The following is a 25,520-nucleotide window of genomic DNA, read 5'->3' as shown; positions in this document are numbered from 1 at the left end:
AGGCCACAGCCGCTAAATCGTATTTTCGAGCGGGACAAGTTCCGGCAGCAACTTGACTTCAGTGTGGCTCTACCCAGCCGTGTCGGACGGCGTAACCGCCAAGCTGCATCCGGGTCCGAACTCCGGCTATGTCCATGAGGTGGCGCAGGCGTCGGTGCAGCGTGCGCGGTGACAGACCAAGCTGTGTCGCGGCCGTCGGGTCGGTCAAACCGGCCAGCAGTAGCGCAAGGATCCTTCGGTCGAGGTCGGTCGGGCCTTCCGCACCGACCTCGACGGTGGTTTCGGCTTCTCCGCCGGTGCCCGACAGCTCGAGCGGATGGGCGGTGCGCCACACCGTCTCGAACAGCGCGTCCAGCGCATCCAACAGGCCGCTGCGGTGCAGCAGCACGGCGCCGGGCTCTCCGGCTGGTGTGACCGCAAGCGGGACAAGGCCGAGATCGGCGTCGGCCAGCACGAGTTTCATCGGCAACCCGTCGGCGACACGCAGTTGCACGCCGTTGCGCAGTGAATCGATCGCATCGGTGATGATTCCCGGCTCTGCCAGCACGGCCCGGTCCAATACCACCCGGAAGTGCACCCCGCGGCCGATGGCCGCAGGTTCGGCCGTGTTCTCGTCGGGCGGCACGGCGACGAACGGTGCGGTGATGAAGCTGCGGACCTGCGTGCGGGCTGCCTGCTGCACCTGTAAGAAGCGATGACGGATGGCGTCGACGCCCGTGACGACCTCGATCAGATCATTGATGCTGCTCCCGGTCATCGCCGCCCGGTGTTCCTCGGCAAAGGTCACCAGTGCCTGCTCAGCCATGCGCAGCCCGTCTCGGCGCTGGCTGATGAGAGCGCCGAGCGCCATGGCCGGCGGCGCGGCGGTGAACTGCTCATCCGCCGACCTGATCACCAGTCCCCACCCGACCAGGCGGGACAAGGCCTTGTCGACGTCGGCCTGCGATACGACGAGCAGATCCGACAGCAGCATCGCGGTGGAGTTCGGCCGTCCGAGCAGCGCCCGGTAGACGCGCTCGTCATCGGGTTCGAGACCCAGCACATCCAGCATCGGCGACCGACTCCCTTCCGCTTGCCGCAGCGGGGAGAGTATGCGCCATGGCGGCAGACCCTGAATAGTTCCCGCTGGGAGCAGGTGTGACGAGAAGGGCCCCGGGGAGTCGCCTCCCCGGGGCCCGACAGTGCGGCTCATCGCAGGCCGTACGCCCGGATGATCTCGTTCTTGACGCTGAAGCCGCTGTCCGTCGCGGCGCTCGCGCGGACCGAGATGAAGCCGCCGGGCTTCTTCGCCGTCCTGAACGAACCCGTCCAGTAGCCGTCGGCGCCCTTGGCCAGGGTCACCTTCTGCCAGGTGGCGCCGTCGTCGTACGAGACGTCCAGCGTCACCGTGGTGACGGTGCCCGGCACGGTGCCGCCATCCATCGACACCGGCTTGAGCGCGATCTTCTGGGTCGCATTGGCCTTCACGTCGCCGTGCAGGTCCGACTCCAGCTTGTAGTTCAGGTTCGGCACCGAGAACCGCTCGGCGGAGTCCGAGTCGACGGTGTCGGACATGAACGTCCACTCCGTGTGGGTGCGCGTCGACAGCCGGAAGACGTCAGCGGGCCGCTCCGCGTCGAGGACGGCGCGGTAGGGCAGGTTGCCCGCCGGCACCTTGATCCACTGCCCGTCCGTGCTGCGCGGGTTGTCGCGGATCAGCGTGTCGCCCTGGAAGATCTGCAGGTGGGCCGGCGTCTTACCCCACGGCAGGTAGCCGCCCAGCCGCATGTTGTCGCTGGAGGAGGCCCACGCCTGCACGTTCCAGGTCATGTAGTTCTGCCAACGGGAGTTGTACACGCCGAAGGACTTGCTCTGGCCGGGCCGGGTCGTCGGAGCGAACCAGTCCAGACGGGTGGTGCTGCCCTTGGCATACGTGTTGTCGTCCGACACCATCGACCACGGCAGGGCTCCGTCGACGCCCTGCGTGTGGAACTCCCTCCAGACCTGGCCCGGGGTCACCCATTCGGTGCGGGTGCCCGGGTGCCACTCGAGCTCGGGAAAGCCGACCGCCGGGCTGAGGGTGAAGTCGGACCGGTAACCTGCTGCCAACTTGCCGTCCGTGGCCGAGTAGTAGCGGGCATCGATCCGGGCGAGGTCACCCTTGGTCGGCTTGTAGACCAGGGCCCGGTCCGGCACCCGGCCGGGGTAGTCCCGGGTCAGGTCGTAGACGAACGGCGTGTACTCGGTCTGCTGTGCGGTCAGCTTCAAGATGCCGGCCTTGGCCATCGAGACAAGGGTCTTGCCCGCGTCGCGGTGCACGGTGGCGACCGGGATGGTCGACTTGCCGACGGACTCCATCAGGGCACCGACACCGTCGTTGACCACGATCAGCGCCTTCGCACCGGCCGCGACCGCGGCCTTGGTGCGCTCCTGCGGCGAGACCTCGTCGCTGCGCTCGACGACGACGACCTTGCCCTTGGCCCTGACCTTCTCGTATTCGGCCGCCGCGCCGTTGCCCGCGTAGACGGCGTCCAGCTTGTCCGTGGCGGTGCCCAGGGCGCTGCCCGCCTGCACCAGTGCCTCGAAGTCGAGCCGGCCGCCCAACGTGCTCAGGCTGAGCCGCGGCTCGCCCTTGCGCCAGCGGGTGGTCAGCATGAACTCGCCCTGCGTCATCGGCTTCGTCGGCGCGACGTAGACGTCGTCGGACGTCGGCGGCAGCACGTACGCGCTGCGGTAGTCCATGAACGGGTCGAGGCCTTTGTAGTGGACGTTGAAGTCGACCTTGCGCTGGCGGTCCTCGGTGCGCTGCGGCGCCTCGGTCTGCAGCAGGCGTGCCTTGCTCGCGTCCAGCACCACGTCCGCGGAGCCGCCCTTGAGCACGGTCTCCGGGGCGACCAGCACGGCCAGACCCGAGCGGTCCGCCTTCTCGCCGGCCACGTCGAGGTACCCCGCGACGGAGTACAGGCCGGGTGGCATGCGCATCGTGGTCGAGCCGTCGACGTAGACCGTCCACGGCCCGAGGTCGCCGGCCAGGTTGATGTCGACCCAGCCGGCGGCGGGCTTGCCGTCCCGGCCGACCAGCTTGATGTTCAGGTCGTAGCGCTCCTCCTCCTTGAGCAGCGCCACCGAGGTGCGGGTCACCGGCTTCCCGGTGGCCGCGTCGGTGGCTATCACGTAGCCGACGTGTCGGCCTACCGAGGCGGTTTGCGGGTCACCGGCCACCGGGACGGCGGCGGTGCCGCCCGCCGGGACGGTCACCGTGGTGGCTCCCAGCGTGAACGGGCCGCCGGCGTTGGTCAGCGCCAGGTTCAGCGTGACGTCGGCGGAACCGGAGTTGGTGAAGGTCAGGTCCTTCGTGACGGCGACGTCGCTCGGCTCGTGCGGCCACGTGTAGTTGCCGAAGAAGAGCGATCCGGTGCCGCGGACCGTCGTGCGCACGGCGGCGGCCACGTCGAGACGGCCGGTGCCGACCTCGTACGGCGAGTACCCGTCGGCCAGGCCCTTCGCGGTGCTCATCAGGTGTTCCTTGAGCTGCGCGCCGGTCCAGGCCGGGTGCTGCTGGGCCAGTATCGCCGCCGCGCCGGCCACGTGCGGGGTGGCCATCGAGGTGCCGCTGAGGGTGCGGTAAAGGCCCGCGCCACCGCCGGTCATCTCCTGCGAGCGGGCCGCGGTGATGTTCACGCCGGGCGCCGCGATGTCCGGCTTCATGCCGCCGGAGTGGGCCAGCGGGCCGGTGCTGGAGAAGGACGCGAGCCGGTCTTGCTTGTCCGTGGCGGCCACGGTCAGCGCCGAGGTGGCCGCGCCCGGGGAGGAGATGCTCTCCGGGCCCGCGTTGCCGGCGGCGATGACGAACAGCGTGCCGTACTGCGCGGACAGCGCGTCGACCATCTTCGACATCGGGTCGCTGCCGTCCGTCGGGTAGGAGTCGCCGAGGCTCATGTTGACGACGTCCGCACCGGACTCGGCGGCCCACTGCATGCCGGCCATGACCCAGGAGTCCTGGCCGTAGCCCCCCGCGCCGCCGAGCACCTTGCCGACGAACAGGTCGGCGCCGGGGGCGACGCCCTTGTAGTCACCGCCGGAGGCGGCGCCCGAGCCGACGATCGTGCTGGCCACATGCGTGCCGTGCCCGTTGACGTCGGTGACGGCCTCACCCGGCACGAAGCTGACCGTGCCGTCGATCAGGCCGGCGAAGTCGGGGTGGTTGACGTCGATGCCGGTGTCGAGCAGCGCGACCTTGACGCCCTTGCCGGTGTAGCCGGCCGCCCAGGCCTCGGGCGCGCCGATCAGCGGAACGCTTTCTTTCAGGTTGGCCTTCACACGACCGTCGAGCCACAGCTTCGCCACACCCGCGCCCAACTTCGCGCTGCCCTGCGGCGCGACGTTGGTCCAGAAGGTGCGGGCCTGCCGCTTCTCGGTGCTGAGCGCGGCACCGCGGATGCCCTTGAGCTTTCGGGTCAGCTTGCTGCCGCGGGGGGCCGTCGGCTCGACGGCCGCGCGGGACTTCGGCTGGGCGTACGCCGCGATCAGCGGCACCGCGGCCGACTTCGCGTCGTCGTAGCCCATCTCGATCAGGTCGGTGACGTTGAACAGCCGCCGGTCCAGCTTGTCCGTGCCCAGCAGCGGCGCCGCCTCGTCCGGGATGACGAACAGGTCACCCTTGATCTCCTGGATCTTCACGCCGCCGACGGCGCTGTCCGGCCGGTCGACGTCGGCGGTCTGCTTGCCGTCGGCCATCGTGGTGACTGTGACAACGTCGCCGGTGACCAGGGTGACCTTGTGGGTAGCCGAGGGCTTGGCGGGAACGGTGGGTTTACTCGGAGCGGCTTGTGCGGGCGCTTGCAGAACTGCGAGCCCCGACGCCAGCAGCGGCACCGCGGTGGCGGCCGAGAGCAGCTGCCAGCGTCTGCGCCGGAAGGCGGAAGCCTGAGAGGGAGAGAACATGCCATGGGTCTATCGGCCGGTAACGCCGACGTGAAGGCCTTGCCACGGCAAGTCCTTGCCGTGGCAAGGACTTGCCAGCAGCAAACAGCGCGAATCCGGGCAAGGTTGCTCTTTTCGCACGTAGCCATTCAGTCGGCGGTTGCAGCGCGAAGCCCTTGTCGACCGCTCGCCGCCCGGCGACGGTCTTGACTCCACCAGGGCCTGTCCGAAGTGTGATCAATTCTGTCGGTTCCGGGTCGGTATGGCCTCCGGGCCGGTGGAACGTCTGCGTGGCGCGACGGGGTGTGTCAAGTTAACGGCTCTGTCCCGTAATCGGTGGTGACCGTACGTCACTGTGTGTCAGGCTGGGGCGTGCTTGAGGTCAACGCCCTTGTGGGTGTGGTGTTTTCGGATATGTCTACCCTGGTCATCGAGGGTGTGGCGGATGAGGGTGAGCTGGTCCGGGTGGTGGCGAGTACCCGCGATGATCCGGTGCCGTGTCCGGTGTGCGGGACGCCGACTGGGCGGGTGCACGGCTTTCACGGCCGGACGTTGGCGGACGTGGCGGTGGACGGCAGGCGGGTGGTGGGGTCGGTGAGGGTGCGGCGCCTGGTGTGCCCGGTGCTGGGCTGTCCGCGGCAGACGTTCGTGAGCAGGTGCCCGGCCTGCTGGGGCGCTACCAGCGCCGGACGAACCGGCTCACCGACCAACTCGGCAGCGTAGTCAAGGAGTTAGCGGGCCGGGCGGGCGCCCGCCTCTCCCGGGCTCTGGCCACCGCGGTGTCGCGCTCGACCGCTCTGCGGATGCTCATGCGACTGCCGCTGCCTCCGCGCTGGGTGCCGCGGGTGCTGGGCGTGGACAACTTCGCGCTCAAGCGCCGCCACCGGTACGCCACCATCGTGATCAACGCCGAGACCGGCGAGCGGATCGACGTACTCCCCGACCGCAGCGCGGACACCCTTGAGGCGTGGCTGCGCGAGCATCCCGGCGCTGAGATCGTCTGCCGGGACGGCTCAGGCGCCTACGGCGAGGCCATACGCCGGGCTCTGCCCGCCGAAATCGCCATCGGAGCCAACCCGCCCGCTGCCGGTCAGCAGCAGCGCGGAAGCGTCCACGTACGGCACACCGGGCCCAGCCAACCAGCTGAGCACTGCTCTGACGGCGGATACCGCCACCGGCATGTTCGCACCCTTACTCAGTGTCGTCACAAAGGACAGTCTGCCTGCCGGTGAACCGCAAGGTCCCCAGACCGCAGGAACAGGCAGGTACTTCCGGCCCTCGCAGAGAAGGCCGTGGCGGGCCGGGGGCGAACCAAAAGGTCGTGCGCTGCCTCCGCCAGCGCCTCGTCCTCGCCGACCAGGGTCAGAGCGCAGCTTCTGACCCGGTCATACCCGGCGCGGGCGCGTTGGACTGTGCTGTCGCGGCCGACGCGTACCCATAGATGTTCCGTCTCGGCTGGTCCTGGCTGCCCCGCACCTCCGCCTGGCCTTACGGCGTTCCCAGTCGGTGCGGGCGGGTTCGGTGGCAGACTCCTTGAGGAGAGAAGGAGTTGCCATGGGGTTTGGCTTCCGGGTCGGTGTGCCGGGAATGAGTGTGCGGGTCTCCACACGGGGTGTACGTACGTCGGTCGGTCCCCGCGCGGCACGCATCAGCGTCGGCAGCGGCGGAGCCCGTATCTCGTCCGGCCTCGGCCCCTTCTACGCCTCCAGCTCGCTGCGCGGCGGAGGCAGCCGACGTGGCACGAGTACCCGCCGCACGGCCTCGCGCCCCAGGTCCGTGGCGCCTTCGGCGGCGCAGCTCGACCGGGCACGTCGGCAGGCGGAGCGGGCACAGCAGGATGCCCAGCGCGATGCAGCTATTGCCCAGTTGACGGAGCTTCGCCGGCAGATGACCAGCGTGCATCTGCAGTCGTTCCCGATGGCGCACCAGCCCGTCGTGCCTGGGCCTCCCCCACTGGGCCTGCCCTGGGCGCAAGCCGAGGCTCAGGCGTTCCACCTGCAGGGGGTGGGCCGTTTCGCCCGCGCCGAACGCAGCGCGGCCAAGTCCCGTGCGGCCTTGGAGGCGCCCTCCTTCCTGTCCGCCGAACAGGGACGTCTGCATGGCGCGCACGCATCGCTGTGCGCCGAGGCGGAACACTGGTGGCAGGCGCTCGCGGCGAACGATGAGGAGACCGTCTGCGAGGCGGTGAACACCGCGTTCTCCGACAATCCGGCCGCTGGGTGCGCGGTCGGTGTCGACGGCTCGGTGCTGTCGGTCGTCATGCGCCAGCAGGATCTCGACGCGATGCCCACCCAGACCCCGGGCCTCACGCCCAGCGGGCGCCCCACCCTCAAGAACCTCACCAAACGAGACCGGACCCTGTGGTGGCTCACCTCCATGGGCTCCAACATCATCGCCACCCTCAAGGAAGGATTCGCCACCGCACCCGGCATCACTGCCATCGATCTCGCTGTTCTCACCCGCCTCCCTGACACCCAGCTCCTCGGCTTCGTGGCCTACGGGCGCTGGACCCGCCAGGCCGTCGAGTCGGCACCCTGGCACGAACCCGAGGACGCCCTGCGGTTCCTGGACATCGGACAGGACGTGGCGTGTTCGGTCACCACGACGGCCTCCGGGACTTTCTCCAGCACGATCAAGCCGCTCGACATCAGCCGCACTGCCGGACTCCAGGACCTCCTCGACCACGCCCAAGAGGACCCGGACACACCGGAACCTTCCCTGGCCGACCTGGACATCGGCCTCGGTGCCAACAGCACGCCAGGTGGCCGTACGCCGGCCACCGGATCTGATCCGTACCGGATCCGCACCTTCGCGGAATGGCACAGCGACACGGCGACTTCACCGAGCTCGCCCCGTCCTGCGAACCCGGCCCCGCAACCGCACCGCGAGCCGCCCACGTCTCTCATCCCCGGCCAGACAGTGGTACTGCCGGAAGAAGCCTGGCAAGGAATGCTGATCGCCTTCACCTTCGCCGGAGCGGACGCCGACCTGACCCTCTTCCTGACGGGCACGGACAGTCGCGTGTCCGACGACCAGGACTTCGTCTTCTACAACCAGCCCTCTGCCGCCAACGGGGCGGCCCGCCTCCTGGGCAAGCAGGACGAAGGCCCTCACGTCACCGAGAAGGCCGCCGTACACCTCACCGCCCTGCCCGAGCACGTCCAACGCGTCGTCGTCTCCATCAACATGGACGTGGACACCGGCCTGACCTGCGCCGCCCTCACCCACGCAGCGCTCCACATGGACTGTGTCACCGGCGCCGCCTGGACATTCCAGCCCCCAGCAGACCCCCACATCCGCGCCATGGTCATCGCCGAGCTCTACCGCCACCACACCGACGGCCAACCCGTCTGGAAACTACGGGCCATCGGCCAGGGCTGGGCTGACGGCCTCGACGGACTCGCCCGCGCACACGGAGTCGACATCGAGTAACCACCCCCGCTCGACCGTCGCGACGCCCGAAGCCGTCCTCCCCGACGCCCAAGCGGAGAATCGACGACACCCGGTAGGTCCTCACCGCGCCACCACTCCCTTGGCGAGATCACTCCCAGGCGCAGCCAGCGTCTTGGTGATCGGTGTGATGCCGCATCCAGACCACGACGTCGCAGACCCGCAGCACGCTGACCGTTTCGGGTAGTCCGGCAGCCTGCCGCAGGGTCAGCAGTTCGCGTTGGAGGGCGTAGTCGTCGGCGCGTAGGGCGCTGTGCAGGGCGTGCCAGAAGGAGCGTGGTTGGCCGACGGCGCAGCGTACGACGCGGTCGTAGACGGGCAGTAGTCGGGGTCGCTTGCGGGCGAGGAGTTTTCCGGCGGTGACCCATCCGATGCCTGGCTGGTCACGGAGGAGGTGCCACGCTTTGTGTGCCGGTGAACCGGGAGCCAGGTCGGCTTCCGTGGCGTCGGCCATGTCCATGTCCCGGGGAATGGCACGAAGCAGTGTGGAAAGTTGTGTCCCGGCGTGGCCTTCCAGGAGATCCAGTGCGGCAGCCGCGGGAACGGTGACTGACAGGGTTTGCACTGCGATGAGGTCCTCAGCAGTTACCGCGTCGGCGACTGCTGGGTGGTCGCCTCCACCGCCCAGAGCCTCGAATCGGCTTCCTGTGAACGCAGCGGCCCCTGGAGGTCGGTCCATGCCGAAGTAGCGGCGCAGGTCCGCGACGGAGCCCGCGTCGGTGACGAGGGCATGGAGCCGTTCCGCAAAAGGATGGGGAAGATCGGGCAAGGACACCAGCGGCTCCAGGTCAGGCAGGTCGACAGGCAGTGCTCGGAGCCACTCCATCTCTTTCGCATCGGTCGCATTGGGTAAACGCTGCTCTTGGTCAGCAGCGAGGCGTCACCATGAGGGGATGACCGCGACGAACGGCATGCAGCGAGCACCCGCCATCAGCCTGTCCAAGGTGCAAGAACGTGCGCCCGACCTGGTCAGCCTGTACAAGGTCGCGGGCGACAGTATCCGCGGGCATGGGCTGGAGGGCGTGCGGGCCGCGGTGTACCTCGTGCTGGACCGGTCCGGGTCGATGCGGCCCTACTACCGGGACGGGACCATGCAGCATCTGGCCGAGCAGGTCCTGTCGCTGTCGGCTCATCTCGACGACGACGGGATCGTGCCGGTGGTGTTCTTCTCCACGGATGTCGACGGGTCCACTGACCTGACGCTCGGCAGGCACCGCGGCCGCATCAACAAGCTGCACGAGAACCTCGGTCATATGGGGCGCACGAACTACCACTGGGCCATGGACGAGGTCATCGACCACTACATGGAGTCCGGCAGCCGCTCGCCCGCCCTGGTCATCTTCCAAACCGACGGCGGGCCCACCAGCAAGCTCGCCGCCGAACGCTACCTATGCAAAGCGGCACGGCTCCCCCTGTTCTGGCAGTTCGTCGGTTTCGGCGACCCTGGCAGTAGCGAGTTCGCGTTCTTGCGGAGGCTGGATACCCTTGCTGTACCAGCCTGCCGCGTCGTCGACAACGCCGGCTTTTTCCACGCCGGCCGCACCCCGAAGGCCACTGGCGACGACCAGCTCTTCGACCGGCTGCTCCACGAATTCCCCGAGTGGCTGGCCGCCGCCCACACCGCCCACATCGTGCAGTGAAGTCTCAGGACGGCGCCAGCCCGTACCGGCTGGCCTCAGTTCACAGCCACGCCAAAGAACCCGTTGACGCGATCGCCCGTCCGGCAGGAGGCAGCCAGCCCCGGCGACGGTGCGCCCCCGAAAGCGGCTTACGGGTTCATCCAGCGGCCGAACGCGTCGACCAGGCCCGCATAGAACCTGTCGCCCGGGACAGATCCCGGATTCTTGCTCGCGTCGTAGAAGGCAACGTTGGTGAAGGTCGCCGAGGCGGAGGCATTCAGGTTCTTGTAGAAGGCCAGCTTGCCGCGGCCGAAGCCGACGAACAGCCCCGTTCACCGTACAGACCCCGACATCGCACCAGCCACTTCGCAGCACTTCGCCCCGCCAAGCAGCAGCTCGACGGAGCGAAGTGATCAGGACCCCGAATTAACCAACAGCATTCGTTCGCGCCCCGGGGCGGGACGGCCGGTCATCTGCCGGTGGCCTCCGCGATGTCCCAGTAGTCGAGGTAGTCCGAGGTCTCCCCTTCGGGGTTGGAACCGTAGACGGCGAACATGCGGGCGTACTCTGGTGCCCAGTACTGACCGGTCTCGCCCTTGGCGACCAGGGCCGCATCGCCGGGGTGCAGGACTACCGTCGTCCCCCTACTCTCGATGTGCAGTTCGCCTTCGATGACGTAGTTCAGCTCGTCGTGCGGGTGGCGGTCGGACCAGCCCGCTCGGGTCAGGCTCCACTCGGAGACCGAGTAGTCGCCGCCGCCGACGACCGGTGGAATGATCCAGCGGCTGCGCATCCCGCCCGTCGTCGCGTCGAGGGGGCGCAGTTCGCTCGGCCTCCAGACCGCGATGCCGTCGTTCTCCGTCGCGGTGGCCAGCCGGTCCTCGCGTGCCGCACGGGGTTCGCGCAGCGTGGTGCCGGGAAAGCCGTCCGGCCGCGCGCTGTCTTGATCGGTCACGGGTGTGCCTCCTTCTCTCGTGCCTCTGCGCTGGTGCGCCGGATCGTCGTCAGCTCAGCCCGCGAGGGAGGCCATCACGTGCTTGACTCGGGTGTAGTCCTCGAACCCGTACTGCGACAGGTCCTTGCCGTAACCGGAGTGCTTGAAGCCGCCGTGCGGCATCTCGGCGACGAGCGGGATGTGGGTGTTGATCCAGACGCAGCCGAAGTCCAGGTCGCGGCTGAACCGCAGGGCGCGGCCGACGTCCGAGGTCCACACCGAGGACGCCAGGCCGTACGGCACGCCGTTGGCCAGCGTCAGCGCGGACTCCTCGTCGGGGAACTCCTGCACGGTGATGACCGGTCCGAAGATCTCGTGCTGGACCAGCTCGTCGTCCTGCCGCAGCCCGGAGACCAGGGTCGGCGCGTAGTGGAAGCCCTCCTCGCCCAGCCGGTGGCCGCCGGTGTGCAGGGTGGCGTGGTCGGGGAGCCGGTCGAGGAAGCCGCTGACCCGCTCGAAGTGGCGGGCGCTGTTGAGCGCCGGCATCAGGGCGTCCTCGCTGTGCACGCCGGCCGCGTGTGTCGTGACGATGCCCTTGGCCTGTTCGGTGAGGGCGGCCACGAGGTCGGCGCGGACGGACGGCGCGGCCAGGACCCGGGTGGCGGCCGTGCAGTCCTGCCCTGCGTTGAAGAACGCCGCGATGGCGATGGCCTCGGCCGCCGCCGCGATGTCGGCGTCGCCGAACACGACGACCGGTGCCTTGCCGCCGAGTTCGAGGTGGACGCGCTTGACGTCCCTGGCCGCCGCCGCGGCCACCTGCTGCCCGGCGCCGACCGAGCCGGTGATGGCGACCATCTCGGGGCGCGGGTGGGACACCAGCGCGCGGCCCGTGTCGCGATCACCGCACACCACGTTGAGCACGCCCGGCGGCAGGAACTCGGCGGCGATCTCGGCGAGCAGCAGCGTGGACGCCGGTGTCGTGTCGCTGGGCTTGAGAACGACCGTGTTCCCGGCGGCGATCGCGGGCGCGAACTTCCAGACGGCCATCATCATCGGGTAGTTCCAGGGCGCGACCTGGCCGATGACGCCGACCGGTTCCCGGCGGATCCACGAGGTGTGGTCGGCCATGTACTCGCCTGCCGCCTTGCCTTCGAGCTGGCGGGCGGCCCCGGCGAAGAACCGCAGGGAAGCTGGAGACACTGCCGTCTGCGGCGGTCAGGGTGACCGGACCGAACGTGATGATTACGGCGGAGTTACCTCCCGGGCCCTTGTAGTAGCCGACCGCCTTGGTCACCCGAACAGCCAAGGCCACGAGCGTCGAAGCGGCCTTCTCATCGGCCTCGATCTTCGGCTGGGCGAGGGCGTGATGCCCATGGGCTTCTGCCCAGTCCCGGAAGACGCGGGCGTCGCCGCTCATGTCCGGGAGGATGCTCTTATTGGCCCAGGCCCACAGCCATGATCCCGAGGCGGGGCTGAAGCTGCCGAGTATCTGCGCCGGTGCCGTCGCTGTCTTATCGGGGAAGGTCCACGTGATGAGGCCGGTCGTCTGGTCGAGATCCCAGCGATCCGCCGATCCCAGCCCCCAGGACATGTGCGCACGAGCCAGCTGTTCGATCATGTCCTCGCCCTGCAGCAGCAACGCGCTCAGGTCGGCTCGCTCCCCAGCCTCACCAGCACTCTCCGCCTCGTTGGCCCGCTTGAAGAATCCCATCTGCGGGAGTCTGCCAGAGGCCGCTGACCAGTCGACGACGCCCCCTCACACCGGACACGTCGCCACCGACAAGGTGGGGAATTACGTGACCGAACGGCTGGGGAATTACGTGATCGTCCACAGGCGTACAGGCGCTCACCCAGTACATCGCACGGGAAGGGAAGACTGTCGTCGGAAGGCAGCATGTCGAAGGGCACTGTCACGTTGGCTGACCGGGTGGGATGATCTTCGTGTTGATCACGCTGGGGAGGGGATCGCTGGTGTCGTCTGTGCTGCCGCCGTACAGGGGTCACCGGTACCCGGTCGAGGTGATCTCGCACTGCGTGTGGCTGTACTTCCGCTTCCCTCTGTCCTACCGCGAGGTCGAAGAGCTGATGCTCCAGCGCGGCGTCATCGTCTCCTACGAGACGGTGCGGCGGTGGTGTCTGAAGTTCGGACAGGCCTACGCCGCCGGACTGCGCCGCCGACGGCGTTGTCACGTTGTTGGGTGTGTGAGTGTCTGATGGCGCGTCGGGGCGTGGTGGGCTTGCGCTTCGGGCCTGGGGTCAGGCCGTGGTGGACCGGCCGGCAGCGTCGGCGATCTGGTCCCAGTTGGCGAAGCGGACGGTCATCTCGGCGCGGTGGTCGGGGGCTGTCATCAGGTGGCGGCAGGGCCGGAAGTGAGGTGAGATGCCACTGAACGCAGCCAGGAACCGCTGAGCTCCGCCGACACTACGGAAGCCCTTCATGGCGCGTTCGCGCTGCCGGGTGGGCTGATGACTGTTCTCGGCCCGGTTGTTCAGGCCCTTGTGGGCACGGTGCTCGACGGAGGGCATGACCTCGCGGTGGGCCGCGCCGTAGGAGCGCAGCTTGTCGGTGACGACCACCCGCGGCACCGAGCAGGTCTTCTTGAGCAGTTTGCGGAAGAACCGCCTGGCCGCAGCGGTGTCCCGCCGGTTCTGTACGAGGATGTCCAGGACGGTGCCGTCGGCGTCCACGGCCCGCCACAGGTACTTCTGCTCTCCGTTGATCTTGATGAAGACCTCGTCCAGGTGCCATTTGTCCCCGGGCCGGGGCCGGCGGCGGCGCAGTCCGGTGGCGTAGACCTGCCCGAACTTCGCACACCAGCGCCGGACGGTCTCGTGGGAGACGAGCACGCCGCGCTCAAGCATCAGCTCCTCGACCTCGCGGAACGACAGCGGGAAACGGAAGTACAGCCACACGCAGTGCGCGATGATCTCCACCGGGTACCGGTGCCCCTTGTACGACGGCAATGCGGACGACACGAGCGAATCCCTCCCCGGCACGATCAACTCCAAGATCATCCCAGACCGGTCAGCCAACGTGACAATGCCCTTCGAAGACACCGGCATCCCGCCATTGGCGGAAGCGGTTGTGAACGGTAGGCCAGGAGCCGAACTCCTGCGGCATCTCACGCCACTGTCCGCCCGTCTTGAACCGCCAGATCACACCCTCGAACTTTGCCGCAGTCGCTCGGGATACGGGCCGTACCTGCCTACGGGCAGGTACGGCCCGATGAACTCCCATTCAGCACAAGTCAGTTGCGCCCGCGTCATGCAGCACGATCTACCACACTACAAAGCACGGCCGAGACCAACAAGATTGATCAAGTTTCGATACGCGCTCCAGAACCTGCTTCTGCTCCATGAGCGCCCCCTCGCCGTACTCACCACTATTCCCCGGCCCAGTATGCGGCCCGCACCTCCCCCTCCGCGAAGTCCCGGCGCGGCAGACGCAGGCCGAGGGACTCCTCCAAGGCGTGGAAGTACAGCTCGAACGTGTTAGTCAGTTCGGGGTGGTCCAGCTCGGCACGGCGCACGGCACGGTTGAGGAAGTCCAGCTCGCCGCCCCGCAGATAGGGGGCACGGCCACGCTCGTACCAGATCAGCTCCAGCGCGCCCCAGTCGTCGTCGACGCGGCGACCGTCCCTCATGTAGTCGAAGGTGTAGATGGCCTTCGCGGAGGTGGCGGTCAGCCACACGCTCTCCTTAATCCCGAGCGCCGCGTATGCCTCCTTGTCAGCGAAGGACCCCGGCGGCGTTTCGTGGTGCAGCAGGAATGTCCACTCGCCTGCTTGCCCGAAACAGCAGCTCTCCCACTGGCGGTCCCAGTAGGCCCGGCCGCTGTCCACGGCCTGCAGGTCCTTCAGGCGCGTGCCAGCCGCGACCTGTGCGGGATCGGCCCCGTACAGCAGAGCCAGCCGCTCGGCGTCAACGGTTTGCCCGGGCGCCGCGCGGAAGAAGGCAAGGGTCGTGTATGGGTCCTGCTCACGCCAGGACCCCGCTATCCAGGCAAGTCCCTCCAGTGGGTCGCGCCCGCACGCCTCGACCGTCCCCGCGTCGTCCAGGCCGCCACTGCGGAACCGTCTGCCCCACACCGGATCGATCCACTCCAGCGCGGCGGCCACCTCCTCGAGGCTGCCGCCGCGCCGACGCATCGCGGCCTCGGTGATCAGGTAAAGCGCCTGTTCGAGGTCGCGGGTGGCAAAGACCTCCCGGTAGGGACCGTCATGGCCGCGCACTGCGCCGTCCTCATCCAGCAGCAGACACAGGCCGCCGTCCTCCGCCTCCTCAGCGCGCTCGGCCCACCCCTCCAGCTCGTCGTCCGAGAGCGCCACGGGGGGCAGCCCGACCTCGTGGAGCAGGGCGTGTCCGGCCACCATCCGCTGCCAGGCCTCCGCAAGTGTCCGCTTGGTGATCTCCATGGCGTCAGCATAAGAAGGGTCACTGACAGCCAGCCGACCCTCGCGGCCGGTTCAGCACTCGGCCGCTCAAGACCGGTACGGGGCCCGGCCCGTAGCCACGAGCAGCCGCGCGAACGCCGACGCCTTCGCCCCGATCGCCACCGGCTCCCCGAACACACCAATCTTCCCGGCCGTCGGCGACAGCTCGGCCAACACGTCCGCGAGCGGTGCCACGACCTCCGGAACCGCCTCGTATGCCTGCTCCGTCGTCCGCGCCCGGTCTCACGCGTGCACCGTCAGATCGACCAGCGCCATGGAGCCGACCCGCCGTGCCGCCATGTTCATCGCCTCGCTCGTCCCGTCCTCGGCACCGGGCCTCAGATCTGGATCGAAGACCTCACCCGTCCACATGATCACGACTTAATACGCGCCCTAATACTGCAACCGCATTTGGGGGTTGTGGCCTCGACGTTTGTAGTGGGAGCGGCGGGCTCGGGCCTGGCTGCGTCGTCGAAAGCGTGACCAGTGCAGATGGTGCTCGTTGGTCTGGTGACGGGGCTTGACGAGGTGGCCCATCAACCGGCGGATCTCCGGGACGCTGAGGGGTATGAGGTCTTGCTCGTCGTCTGCGGTGCCCCTTTTGCGGCTTCTGCGGCGCGGACGGCAGCCAGGTAGGCGAGTGCGGCCATGGCCAGGGTGATGTGCCGGTACCACGCCCGGTAGAGCCTGACCTGGTAGTGGTCCAGGCCGCACTCGCCCTTCGCGGTCTGGAAGCACTCCTCCACTGCCCACCTCGTGGCGGCCACCCTGACCAGGTCTTTCAGCCGGGAGATGGCCGGTCCGTAGCAGACGTAGTAAGCGATCTCGGTGGGGTCGCTGACACTGCGGCGGGCCAGGACCCAGTGCCCGAATCCCTCTTCCCAGCAGGGGCGGATTGCGACGCGGGCCCAGTCGTAGATCCGTTCCCCGTGCGCGCCCTGCCCGCCCGACAGACGCTTCCAGCGTTGCCGTGGCAGCGCGGCGATGAGGTCGTCGACGCGCGACTCGGCCCAACTGGTGGTGATCACGGTGTCGTTGACCTTGGTGGCCAGGACATGCGCGATCTTGCGTTCCTCCAGCCAGGCCCGTGTGTGCTTGACCTGCCCGTACGCCTCGTCCGCGGTCACCCAGGAGAACGGAACGCCGGCGTCGATGGCACGTTGCAGCATCTGCCGGAAATGCTCGTTCTTGGTCGCGAAGGGCACCTCGTCGTCGATCCCGGCAGCGCGGCAGCGGTCCCGGTCATCGGTCCAGGAAGACGGCAGGTAGAGCTCCCGGTCGATCAGGGCTCGCCCCTTCGCCGAGGCGTAGGCCAGGAAGGTCCCGATCTGGCAGTTCTCGGTCCGGCCCGGGGCTTGTAATTGAATAACTGTCAGATTTGATCTGTGGGGTGTCTTTCGATAGGCGTCCCACGGGCCTTCAGTTGCTCCAGGGTGCGGGCGGGCGCTCCGGGCAATGGCTTGACGGTGATTTTGTGCAGGTCCAGGAGACGGTGCCCGTCCTGGAACTGATTGGACAGGTTGGTGCGGGTGACGCCCAGCAAGTGGGCCAGGAGCGTACTCGTCGATGCTCTGCGGCGGCGTAACAACGCTGTCAGCAGTCGGTGGTAGTGGTCCAGGCTGCTGGTCTGCGGGTGGAGATAGCTGCGCGGACGGTGAAAGCGTCGTTGGAATGCTGCCTCGGCCAAGGCGTCCCAGTACGGCTCCGAGACCGCCACCAAGTGGTCGAAGTCGGAGCGGGCCATGCCCGTCAGGGCCGGGTCGGTGAGCAGTTCGGTCAGGGCCGGGTCGATCCGGCGACGAGTCCGTGGCGCCTCGGGAGGCTTGGGCGGGGCAGGTGCGAGGGTGTAGTTCCAGTCGCCGTGGAACGTGCTCGGTGTGATCGGCAGAGCGTGGAACTCGGCTGGCGTGACGGTCGTGCCAAGGTGGTAGCTACCGGTGTCGAGTTCGGCCCCGATCGAAAGCCCGGTCGTGGTGGTCGTTGCGGCGATGGTCTCGAGGGCGACCTCGTAGCTGGTCAGCGGCCGTCCTCGCCAGTTCGCGGTGATGTGGCAGAACATTCGGTGTTCTATCTTGTTCCACTTTGATGTGCCAGGTGGGAAGTGGCAGACCGTGATCTCGAGCCCACTCTCCTGCGCGAAGGCGTGCAGGTGCTTCTTCCATGTCCAGCGGCGGGGATCGTTGGAGCCGCCGGAGTCGGCGGTGATCAGCAGCCGGGTGGCGTCCGGGTGGTCAGCTTGTCCGCGGTGCTGCCACCAGCGGCGGATGGACTCCACCGCGAACTCGGAGGTGTCATGGTCGGTTCCGACGTTGACCCAGCCGCTGTTGTGGGCGATGTCGTAGATCCCGAAGGGGATGACTACCGGCTGGTCGCTTGTGATGAAGGTGTGGCAGTCCACTTTGATCGGGTTTCCGCCCGGTCGCCAGGTGCGGCCGGGCCGGTCGCGGTCGCCGAGCCACTCTTTGGCCTTGGTGTCGATACTGATCACCGGCTGGTTGTCGTTGAGGAAGGCGGCGGCGGTGCGGTTCAGGTGGGCGAACTGGGCGTCGCGGTCCGGATGGCCGACGCCCTCGTGGGTCTTCGCGGTGCCCTGCAGGCTGTAGCCCAGGTTGTGCAGCAGGTGCCCGACGGTCGTGGCGCTGACCGGGTGGCCCTGGTCGGTCAAGGACGATGCCAAGGCGCGCAGCGACAGCGTGGTCCAGCGCAGCGGGGAGACGGGATCGCCGCGAGTGTGCGGCTCGATCAACGCCTCGAGTGCCGGCAGTAGACCGGAATCGGTGGCCGTCAAAGGCTTGCGGCCGCCTCCCGGAACCCGGATCCGACGGGTCGGTGCAGGCTGCCCGGCCAGTTCGACGATGCCGCGTGCGATGGTGGCGGTGCTGGTACCGGAGGCCGTCGCCACCAGAGCGATGCCGCCGTGGCCGATCGCGGTGGCCTCGCTGGCCAGATAGAGCCGACGACGGCGCTCATCAAGGTGCGGCAGGATCTGGTCGAACTTTGTCTGCAGGGCTTCGGCCGCTGTACGGGGTTGCGGATGCGTAGCCATGCCACAGCCTCCCACCGGCACCCTGACGATGACGATGCTTCAGATCAAATCTGACAGTTATTCAATTGCAAGTCCCCGCGGTGCCCGAGTACTGCCGCTGGACACCGGCGGACTTGGTGCCCTTCTTCAAAAAGCCGGTGTCGTCGCAGATCAGGACGCCGTCCGCACTGCCGATGGTCTCCACGACGAAGTCGCGGATGTCGTCGCGGACGGCGTTCTCGTCCCAGTCGGAGTGGTTGAGCAGGCGCTGGACCGAGTCCGGGCGCAGCTGCCCGACCTGCTCCGACAGCGTCCACCCGTTCTTCATCTCCAGCGGCGCGAGCAACCCGGTCAGATAGTCAAGCGCCCGCTCACGCGGCTCCGACCTGCCGAAACGGTGGGCGAACCGGGCATGGAGCCCGGCTACCCCCTCGGACCACGACTCGACCTGCTCAACCGTCAGCACATCAGCACACAGTCACACCAACGAGACACAACGCCGTCCGTCACGCCAGATGCGGTTGCAGTACTAATCCCGCCATGTGCGCACCTTCGCCGCCGCCCAAGCGGACCCGCAGCTGGCCATGGCCGGACTCAGCCCGGACCTGTGGGCCATCGGCCACTCCACCCCCACCACGGCCGCCGTCCTCCAGCAGGAGGGCGCGATCCTCGCCGACCGCCCCGACTCCCCATCCCTCGCGGTCCTGCGCGACTGGCTCACCGCCTGGGAGAACGCCGGACGGCCGACACCCGAGACGTACGTCCCTGTCCTGGTACGACGGGCCGGATATGGCCGGGTGGAACCTCCGTCTGAGCCGCGCGGGGCGCGCTCCTGGACCTCGATGAGGCCATCGCTGCGGCCGCCCGGTCCGGACCAACCTCACCCGGCGGCACGTTCTCCCGCTGAGGAACTCGTATGGCCCTCAGGGCGTGCTGCCACGGTGCCCGGCTCGTACGGTCGCCCCATGGTGAGCCCCGCTTGTGACAGGACAAGTGCGGGCCGGTGGCCCCGTGCTTCATTCGCACGTATCACGGGGCCACCCCATCCACTCGTCCGAAACGACCGGGCCCGGCGGGTCAGCCGCGGTTGGAGTCGTAGCCCCAGCGTGCCCGACCGTCCTTGCGCATGAAGCACTTGGCAGGGCGTCCGTCTCCGGCGTTTCCGAGGGCGCCGACTGGGGTGCAGGCGTAGCCGAACTGGATGCCGTCCTGCGCGCCGGTGTCGCTGCCGCTGGTGCGCTCCGGTGCTGGCTCGGGGCGGGGAGTCTCGGTTTCGGTCACCGTCGGGAGCGGTTCTGGGGTCTGCCGCTGCAGGTCAGTTGCATAGTGGAGCATCTTGCGGAGCAGGAGGCCGCCGAGGATGAGCAAGACGATGACGACTATGCAGCCCATGCAGGCCGTGAAGCCGTTGGAGGAGTTGTTGCGTCTGCTCACGGCGTGCGGGTCTCCTATGTGCTGGGAAGCGGGTCCTGGTCTACGTGGTGCTCGGCCGCGGCCCGCAGGCGGCTTACTAGTCGATGGTGCTCGTGCCGAGCGCGTCGCGGGCGGCAATGATCAAGTCCCGGCGGGCGCCCCGGTATAGCGAGTCCTTCGCCTGACGGGTGGCGACGAAGTCCACGCGAAGTATTCCGGGGATGGCGGGCGCAGTGGCCGGGTGGGCGAGCTCGCGAGCTGCGTCCCGGGCGGCGTCATCGACGGACATGACAGCGATGAAGAACATATCCACCGGCCGTTCCAGGTCGGTAGGGGCGGACAGTTCGACTTCAGCCTGGAGGAGCGTAAACGCGCTCATAGCCCGGTCGATGTCCTCGAAGGACGAGTCAGGGCCCGCTGCTGCGTGGACGGGAAGCGTGTAAAGCCGGTCGGCGGCCGCGACAACTTCGTGGGCGGCCCGCAGGTAGCCGGTCAGCGCCGTCCAGCGGCGTTCAGTGATCGCCTGCCGGTTCGTGGCGGACGCGGCCGTGGCGGCAGCGTCCCGGGCGGCTTCGGCCTGGGCGTGCCCGCCGGCAGCTTGGATGTGGGCGCCGATCAGGGTTCCGGCGATGGTTCCGGTCACGGCAGCCGCGCCAATCAGGGCGGCGGTGGTCTGGGCGTCCATCAGTGGGTGCTCCTTGGGCGGGTTAGTTGCTCCCTGGTGTCCGCGCTAGGACTACCAGGCCGGGATGAGTCGGTCGTCCGTCGTGCGTACGCTGCAACAACCACGAGGAAGGGACTGAACGTGGCAAGACGCATCTTCACGCTGAACAGATCGCTCACCAACGAACAGATCACCGCCATGTACGCGCTCGCCGAGAAGCTCAAAGTTGGCATCAATCTCTGGGGCAACACACCCTCGCCCGCGCGCGACTCCTTCACCTGGAGCATCGTGGGCAATGTCTTCCGGAGGGCCCGGTTCATGCGGCACCTGAAGGCAATGCTCTGACCGAGCCGCCCACCCCGCACCCTCCCCGGCCAGGCCGTGCCACACATGACCCCCCAGAACCCGGGCACCAGACCCTATGACCCGAGCTCCAGCAGGCGCATCCCCCGACCTGCCCGAGCCCCGCGGCCCCACCAGCAGCCCCCGCCGGTGGGGCCGATTCACGTACCGGGGTATCGCCGAGATGCGCGTCAACGCGACACATACCGCGACGGCGTCGAACTGGTGGCGGGCTAGGGCGCGTATCGAGTCATGATCAATCTGCGGGATTCGCCCTCGCGGCGGGGCCTGGACCGGTAGATGTTCTTGCGTGACGCGAGTGCAACTGAGGGACACGGAGTGGGAGTTCATCGAGCCGTACCTGCCCATCGGCGAGTACGGCCCGTACCCCGAGCGGCTGCGGCAGCAGTTCGAGGGGGTGATCTGGCGGTTCAAGACGGGCGGGCAGTGGCGGGAGATGCCGCAGGAGTTCGGTGCCTGGTCGACCGTCCACAACCGCTTCCGGCAGTGGCGTGACGCCTGCGTCTTCGAGGCCCTGCTGGAGGGGGCTGATCGCGGAGGCCGCGAAGCGGGGCGAGGTGGACCTGTCCCTGGTCAGCGTCGACTCCACCACCGCGCGGGCTCACCACGACGCCGCCGGGATGCATCTGGACCAGGACGTCATCACCACGCTGGAGAAGGCCGCCGCCGAGGAGGAGAAGGCCAGGTCAAAGGGGGCGGCCTCGAAGAACAAACCAGGCAGGACGCCGAAAACGATCCCGAGCGGGAAGAACGACGACGCATCCGGCGTCGCCGAAAACTCCGGCTGAAGGCCGCCCTCCTCGGACGCTCCAGAGGTGGGCAGACCAGCAAGGTCCACCTCGCCGCCGACCGCAAGTGCCGCCCGCTGGCGTTCGTCCTGACCGCGGGACAGGCCGCCGACAGCCCGCAGTTCATCCCCGTGCTGGGGAAGATACGGGTCCGCGGGCCCGTCGGCCGCCCCCGCACCCGGCCGGACGCGGTCGCTGGGGACAAGGCCTACTCATCCCGCGGTAACCGGGCCCACCTGCGCAGACGCGGCATCAAGGCAGTCATCCCGGAGAAGAAGGACCAAGCCGCCAATCGGACGAAGAAGGGCAGCAGGGGCGGCCGGCCCGTCAGTCACGACGCGGACCTCTACAAAGAGCGGAACACCGTCGAACGCCTGATCAACAAGCTCAAGGCCTGGCGAGGCATCGCCACCCGCTACGACAAGACCCCGGACAGCTACCTCGCCGGCCTCCACCTGCGCGCCTCGATGATCTGGATCAAAGACCTCACCCGGACCACCCATTGATCACGACCCGATACGCGCCCTAGCTAGGGCGCGTATCGGGTCGTGATCAATCTGCGGGATTCGCCCTCGTAGTGAGGCCTGAACCGGTAGATCTTCTTCCATGACGCGAGTGCAACTGACGGACGAAGAATGGGAGTTCATCGGGCCGTATCTGCCGATCGGCAAGTAAGGCCCATACCCCGAGCGGCTGCGGCAGCAGTTCGAGGGTGTGATCTGGCGGTTCAAGACCGGCGGACAGTGGCGGGAGATGCCGCAGGAGTTCGGTGCCTGGTCGACCGTTCACAACCGCCGGCCTTCGCCTCGTGGCGCACCACGGGATGTCGCACACACGCACGAGCCCGCCACCACAGTGGCGGGCTCGTGCGTGTCCGACGTCTTATGGGCCGTTCGACCAACTGAGGGAACGGCGGGAATCGACCCGGGACGCCCTCCGGTCGGCAGTGGCTGGAGACGTGATGATCACGGCACAGCCCACCACCCGTAGGGAACACCCGATGAGCGACACCACAGTCCCCCTGAAGCAGCGAGTCGGCCGGTACGGCGCCTGGAGCGTCGAACTGCGCTCGGAGGACCCGGCCCGGCGCGGCGAACTGGACGAGGCCGCGGCCGAGCTGGAGGAACTCGGGTACGGCGCCATCTGGCTCGGCAACAACAGCACCGCCGACCATGCCGCCCCGCTGATCGGGGCGACGCGCCGCATCCTCGTCGGCACCAGCGTCCTGAACATCTGGCAGCAGGAGGCCGCCACGACCGCGGCCGGCTTCGCCGAGGTGGCATCGGCGCACCCCGGCCGCTACCTGGTGGGTCTCGGCGTGAGCCACGGCCCGCTGGTGAAGGACTACAGCCGCCCGTACGCGGCGATGACCGGCTACCTCGACGAGCTGGACGAGGCCGGCGTCGCCGCCGACAGCAGGGTGCTGGCCGCGCTGGGCCCTAAGATGCTGAAGCTGTCCGGCGAGCGGGCGGCCGGCGCCATCCCCTACCTGGTCACGCCCGAACACACCGCCCAGGCCCGCGAGATCCTCGGCGAGGGCCCGCTGCTCGCCCCGGAGCTGAAGGTGGTTCTGGAGACCGACTCGGCCCGGGCCCGCGCGCTGGCCCGCGGCGCCCTCGCCATGTACCTCACCCTGCCGAACTACACCAACAACTTCCTGCGGCACGGCTTCACCGAGGCCGACCTGGCCGAGGGCGGCAGCGACCGCCTGATCGACGCGGTCTTCGCCTGGGGCGACGAGGACCGCATCCGCGACCGCATCGACACCTTCCATCAGGCAGGCGGGGACCACGTGGCCCTCCAGGTGCTCACCGGCACCCACAGGGACAAGCTCCCGAGGGAAGAATGGCGCAGGCTCGCTTCTCTATTGGGATAACGGCCTCGGTACTGGTGAGCTCGCGTATCCAACTGTCGCCAGTTGACCTGTCTGGCTCCGGAACAACTACTGACCCTCACGGGCCCCGGGTTGCCGGGATGAGGTAATAGGGGGCGTTCCAGAGGTTCCGGCACAGCTCGGGTGACGTTCGGTGCACGTTTCATGCTCACGTGATGAGCACGGCCGTGACGGCGAGGCCGACAAGAAGGAGCAGGACGGGACCCAGTGGCAGGCCGTGGTCGCTCGGTGGGCTCGGTTCCGCGGGCCGCAGTTCCGGGTGGGCGTGCAGGGCTGTGACCTCCTCGGCCATGCGGACGTACGACGGGCGCAGTCGCAGTCGTCGTTCGAGGCGCGGCTCCCCCAGCCCCGTCAGATGCCAGGTGCCGCCGTCCGACCGGCGTATCTCTACGCTGCCCTCGTCGGTGTACTCGGCTGCCCGCAGCCGTTCCCATGGGACGTGCCGTACGGTCCAGGCTCCGGTCAGCCACAGACCGGTGCTGTCCGCGGTGGCACGCCAGTTGAGGAGGACGGCCGCGAGGTGGATCCACATCGGCAGTGAAAGCAGGGGGAGGAGGAGGTGCCAGTCGAAGCCGTCCGTCGCGAGGGAGTGTGCGGTGAAGGAGATTCCGGCCGCCACGCCCGCGGTGAGGGCCAGTCCGGCGGTTCGGGCCACAGGGCCCGGCCCCCAGCGCACCGGGCGACCGGTGGGCGCCAGGGTGGCGGCGATGCGGTCGATCCGGGCCCGCCGCTGCGGATCCGAGGTGTCGGGGTCGGTACCCGTGAGGGCAGTGGCTCCCAGAAGGGGCTTCTTGCCGGTTCGGGGGAGCCGGACCGGGCCGGCGGTGCGGATCACGATCGGGTCCCCCGCCCGGTCCGTCGTGACGAGGACCAGTTCGCCGCCTTCGTAGGGGGCGCCGAGCAGGACCGCTTCGTGCAACCACGTGTCGACGGGCAATTCCTCCTCGTCCTCGTCCTCGGCTTCGTCTTCGATGCGGTCCACCAGCTCGTCGTCATCGGGGAGCGTCCCCGTGCAGAGACAGGTGAAGAGCGCGCTCTGGCCGGCGGTGTCGTCGGCCGCGTAGACCCAGGTACGTCCTTCATAGTCCGTGCGTTCCAGCACGCGCAGGGCCGGCACCGGTGCGCGGCGCAGCGCCACGGCACGGCGGCGGGCGAGGACGCCCACCGTGAGGAAAGAGAGCCCGGGCAGCCCGGCCGCCAGGACCAGCAGCTGCCAGCCGAAGGCGTCGTACGGCTCCGCCACCAGGCGCCGCCACGAGCCGTCCTCCAGCACGGTCACCGTGCTGCCGACGCCGTAGTCCTCGGGGTAGAACGCGTCGACGGTGATGCGCCGTTCGTCATCGGTGCGGACGCGCACCGTCTCCTCGCCGCGGCGGATCACCGTCGCCGTGATGTGCACGGCCCGGTCCGCGTGCCGCTCGTCCGCGCGGATGCCGCTCAGCCCCAAGAGGACCGCACCGGCGGCCACGGCGCACAGGACCAGCCCGGCGGCGAGCGGGAGCCTGCCTCGCACGAGTGGGCTGGCGGGCTCCGGCAACCGATGCCGCACTCCGGCGGCCCGTTCCACGAGCCGCCGCTGCCTGGACCGGGCCGCCAGCCGCTCGCGGGCCGCGGCCCAGCCGAAGCCCAGGGCCCCGATCACGGCGAAGTTCGCGACCTGGGACATCCGGCCGGCGCCCGGCAGCTCTCCCCACGCCACCATGGCCGCCAGCGCGGGCGCTGCGATCAGCGTGAGCTCCGGAAGCCGGGCGAGCCAGTACAACAGCCCGACGGCCAGACCCACTTCCGCCATGCCGCCCCAGTCCGGGCCGCAGGGCGCCGCATCGCTGCACGACGGCACCGGTTCCACCGCGATCGCCCATACAACGGTGATCAGCAGCGCCGGCACTGACCACATGGGCCTGGCCCAGGATGCGGGGCGGGCCCGGGCCCATAGGGCGGCATCGGTGGACGACCAGGCGGGCGTACCTGCCGGAACAGAGCCCGACGGTATCGGGACGGGAGTTTCGGACACCTGAGGATTATGCGGCAGGAG

At 68.6% G+C, this 25,520-nt stretch carries 17 protein-coding genes and 9 pseudogenes; 8 read left to right on the top strand and 18 right to left on the bottom strand.

Annotated features, from left to right (window positions below; translation table 11 throughout):
• Window positions 1-58 precede the first annotated feature (58 nt).
• Window positions 59-1,051, bottom strand: coding sequence for a helix-turn-helix domain-containing protein (locus tag OH809_RS39180; protein ID WP_406416380.1), 993 nt, complete (start codon window positions 1,049-1,051; stop codon window positions 59-61).
• Between the two features lie 137 nt (window positions 1,052-1,188).
• Window positions 1,189-4,923, bottom strand: coding sequence for a S8 family peptidase (locus OH809_RS39175; protein WP_406416382.1), 3,735 nt, complete (start codon window positions 4,921-4,923; stop codon window positions 1,189-1,191).
• Between the two features lie 381 nt (window positions 4,924-5,304).
• On the opposite strand from OH809_RS39175, the pseudogene OH809_RS39170 reads away from it, so the two are divergent.
• A pseudogene (locus tag OH809_RS39170) lies at window positions 5,305-5,969 on the top strand (ISL3 family transposase); the annotation flags it as partial.
• On the opposite strand, the pseudogene OH809_RS39165 reads toward OH809_RS39170, so the two are convergent.
• Window positions 5,958-6,110: pseudogene (locus OH809_RS39165) on the bottom strand (stress response protein); the annotation flags it as partial. The pseudogenes OH809_RS39170 and OH809_RS39165 sit on opposite strands and share 12 nt — an antisense overlap.
• Window positions 6,111-6,456: 346 nt before the next feature.
• Between OH809_RS39165 and OH809_RS39160 the strand changes: the two are divergent.
• Window positions 6,457-8,334 (top strand): TerD family protein, encoded by a 1,878-nt coding sequence (locus OH809_RS39160; protein ID WP_406416384.1) that lies wholly within the window; start codon window positions 6,457-6,459, stop codon window positions 8,332-8,334.
• 109 nt (window positions 8,335-8,443) lie between these two features.
• Here the strand turns inward: OH809_RS39160 and OH809_RS39155 are convergent, their stop codons facing one another.
• Entirely contained in the window at window positions 8,444-9,127 is a 684-nt protein-coding gene (locus tag OH809_RS39155) for a DUF6308 family protein (RefSeq protein WP_406516145.1), read from the bottom strand.
• A 118-nt stretch (window positions 9,128-9,245) separates the two neighbouring features.
• Here OH809_RS39155 and OH809_RS39150 point away from each other — a divergent pair, with 118 nt between their 5' ends.
• The gene (locus tag OH809_RS39150; protein ID WP_406416388.1) at window positions 9,246-9,992 is read left to right on the top strand and encodes a vWA domain-containing protein; all 747 of its coding nucleotides are present in this window, start codon (window positions 9,246-9,248) and stop codon (window positions 9,990-9,992) included.
• Between the two features lie 448 nt (window positions 9,993-10,440).
• On the opposite strand, the gene OH809_RS39145 is transcribed toward OH809_RS39150, so the two are convergent.
• From OH809_RS39145 to OH809_RS39135, 3 genes and pseudogenes are all read right to left on the bottom strand, one after another.
• Entirely contained in the window at window positions 10,441-10,926 is a 486-nt protein-coding gene (locus OH809_RS39145; protein ID WP_406416390.1) for a cupin domain-containing protein, read from the bottom strand.
• Window positions 10,927-10,980: 54 nt separating this feature from the next.
• Entirely contained in the window at window positions 10,981-12,105 is a 1,125-nt protein-coding gene (locus tag OH809_RS39140; RefSeq protein WP_406416392.1) for an aldehyde dehydrogenase family protein, read from the bottom strand.
• Between the two features lie 49 nt (window positions 12,106-12,154).
• A pseudogene (locus tag OH809_RS39135) lies at window positions 12,155-12,523 on the bottom strand (DUF6882 domain-containing protein); the annotation flags it as partial.
• Between the two features lie 314 nt (window positions 12,524-12,837).
• Here OH809_RS39135 and OH809_RS39130 point away from each other — a divergent pair.
• Window positions 12,838-13,086, top strand: a pseudogene (locus OH809_RS39130) (IS6 family transposase); the annotation flags it as partial.
• A gap of 75 nt (window positions 13,087-13,161) precedes the next feature.
• On the opposite strand, the gene OH809_RS39125 reads toward OH809_RS39130, so the two are convergent.
• From OH809_RS39125 to OH809_RS39080, 10 genes and pseudogenes are all read right to left on the bottom strand, one after another.
• Window positions 13,162-13,920 carry an IS6 family transposase gene (locus tag OH809_RS39125; RefSeq protein WP_406416394.1) on the bottom strand — a complete coding sequence of 253 codons (759 nt, stop codon included), beginning with the start codon at window positions 13,918-13,920 and terminating at the stop codon, window positions 13,162-13,164.
• Window positions 13,921-13,954: 34 nt separating this feature from the next.
• A pseudogene (locus OH809_RS39120) lies at window positions 13,955-14,172 on the bottom strand (transposase); the annotation flags it as partial.
• A gap of 116 nt (window positions 14,173-14,288) precedes the next feature.
• Window positions 14,289-15,320, bottom strand: a complete 1,032-nt coding sequence (locus OH809_RS39115) for a hypothetical protein (protein WP_406416396.1) — start codon at window positions 15,318-15,320, stop codon at window positions 14,289-14,291.
• 66 nt (window positions 15,321-15,386) lie between these two features.
• A complete protein-coding gene (locus OH809_RS39110) occupies window positions 15,387-15,533 on the bottom strand; it encodes a hypothetical protein (protein ID WP_406416398.1) in 147 nt (48 codons plus the stop codon).
• A gap of 48 nt (window positions 15,534-15,581) precedes the next feature.
• On the bottom strand, window positions 15,582-15,716 hold the full coding sequence (locus OH809_RS39105) for a hypothetical protein (RefSeq protein WP_406516144.1): 135 nt from the start codon (window positions 15,714-15,716) through the stop codon (window positions 15,582-15,584).
• A gap of 158 nt (window positions 15,717-15,874) precedes the next feature.
• Window positions 15,875-16,687, bottom strand: a pseudogene (locus OH809_RS39100) (IS701 family transposase); the annotation flags it as partial.
• A gap of 3 nt (window positions 16,688-16,690) precedes the next feature.
• A pseudogene (locus tag OH809_RS39095) lies at window positions 16,691-18,384 on the bottom strand (ISAzo13 family transposase); the annotation flags it as partial.
• A gap of 73 nt (window positions 18,385-18,457) precedes the next feature.
• A pseudogene (locus tag OH809_RS39090) lies at window positions 18,458-18,826 on the bottom strand (transposase); the annotation flags it as partial.
• Between the two features lie 614 nt (window positions 18,827-19,440).
• A complete protein-coding gene (locus tag OH809_RS39085; protein ID WP_406416401.1) occupies window positions 19,441-19,797 on the bottom strand; it encodes a hypothetical protein in 357 nt (118 codons plus the stop codon).
• A gap of 76 nt (window positions 19,798-19,873) precedes the next feature.
• Window positions 19,874-20,461, bottom strand: coding sequence for a hypothetical protein (locus OH809_RS39080; RefSeq protein WP_406416403.1), 588 nt, complete (start codon window positions 20,459-20,461; stop codon window positions 19,874-19,876).
• Window positions 20,462-20,581: 120 nt separating this feature from the next.
• Here OH809_RS39080 and OH809_RS39075 point away from each other — a divergent pair, with 120 nt between their 5' ends.
• From OH809_RS39075 to OH809_RS39060, 4 genes and pseudogenes are all read left to right on the top strand, one after another.
• Window positions 20,582-20,785, top strand: coding sequence for a hypothetical protein (locus OH809_RS39075; protein WP_406416405.1), 204 nt, complete (start codon window positions 20,582-20,584; stop codon window positions 20,783-20,785).
• A 307-nt stretch (window positions 20,786-21,092) separates the two neighbouring features.
• A pseudogene (locus OH809_RS39070) lies at window positions 21,093-22,097 on the top strand (IS5 family transposase).
• A 187-nt stretch (window positions 22,098-22,284) separates the two neighbouring features.
• Window positions 22,285-22,581, top strand: a complete 297-nt coding sequence (locus OH809_RS39065) for a transposase (RefSeq protein ID WP_406516320.1) — start codon at window positions 22,285-22,287, stop codon at window positions 22,579-22,581.
• Between the two features lie 10 nt (window positions 22,582-22,591).
• Complete coding sequence (locus OH809_RS39060) at window positions 22,592-23,467, top strand: LLM class F420-dependent oxidoreductase (protein WP_406416407.1); 876 nt, start codon at window positions 22,592-22,594, stop codon at window positions 23,465-23,467.
• Between the two features lie 166 nt (window positions 23,468-23,633).
• Here OH809_RS39060 and OH809_RS39055 read toward each other — a convergent pair whose 3' ends face one another.
• Entirely contained in the window at window positions 23,634-25,382 is a 1,749-nt protein-coding gene (locus tag OH809_RS39055) for a hypothetical protein (RefSeq protein WP_406516143.1), read from the bottom strand.
• Between the last annotated feature and the right edge of the window lie 138 nt (window positions 25,383-25,520).

It is taken from the genome of Streptomyces sp. NBC_00873, assembly GCF_045207415.1.
Classification (GTDB): domain Bacteria; phylum Actinomycetota; class Actinomycetes; order Streptomycetales; family Streptomycetaceae; genus Streptomyces.
Note: the sequence above shows the minus strand (reverse complement) of the source record. Positions and strands in the feature narration are given on the sequence as shown.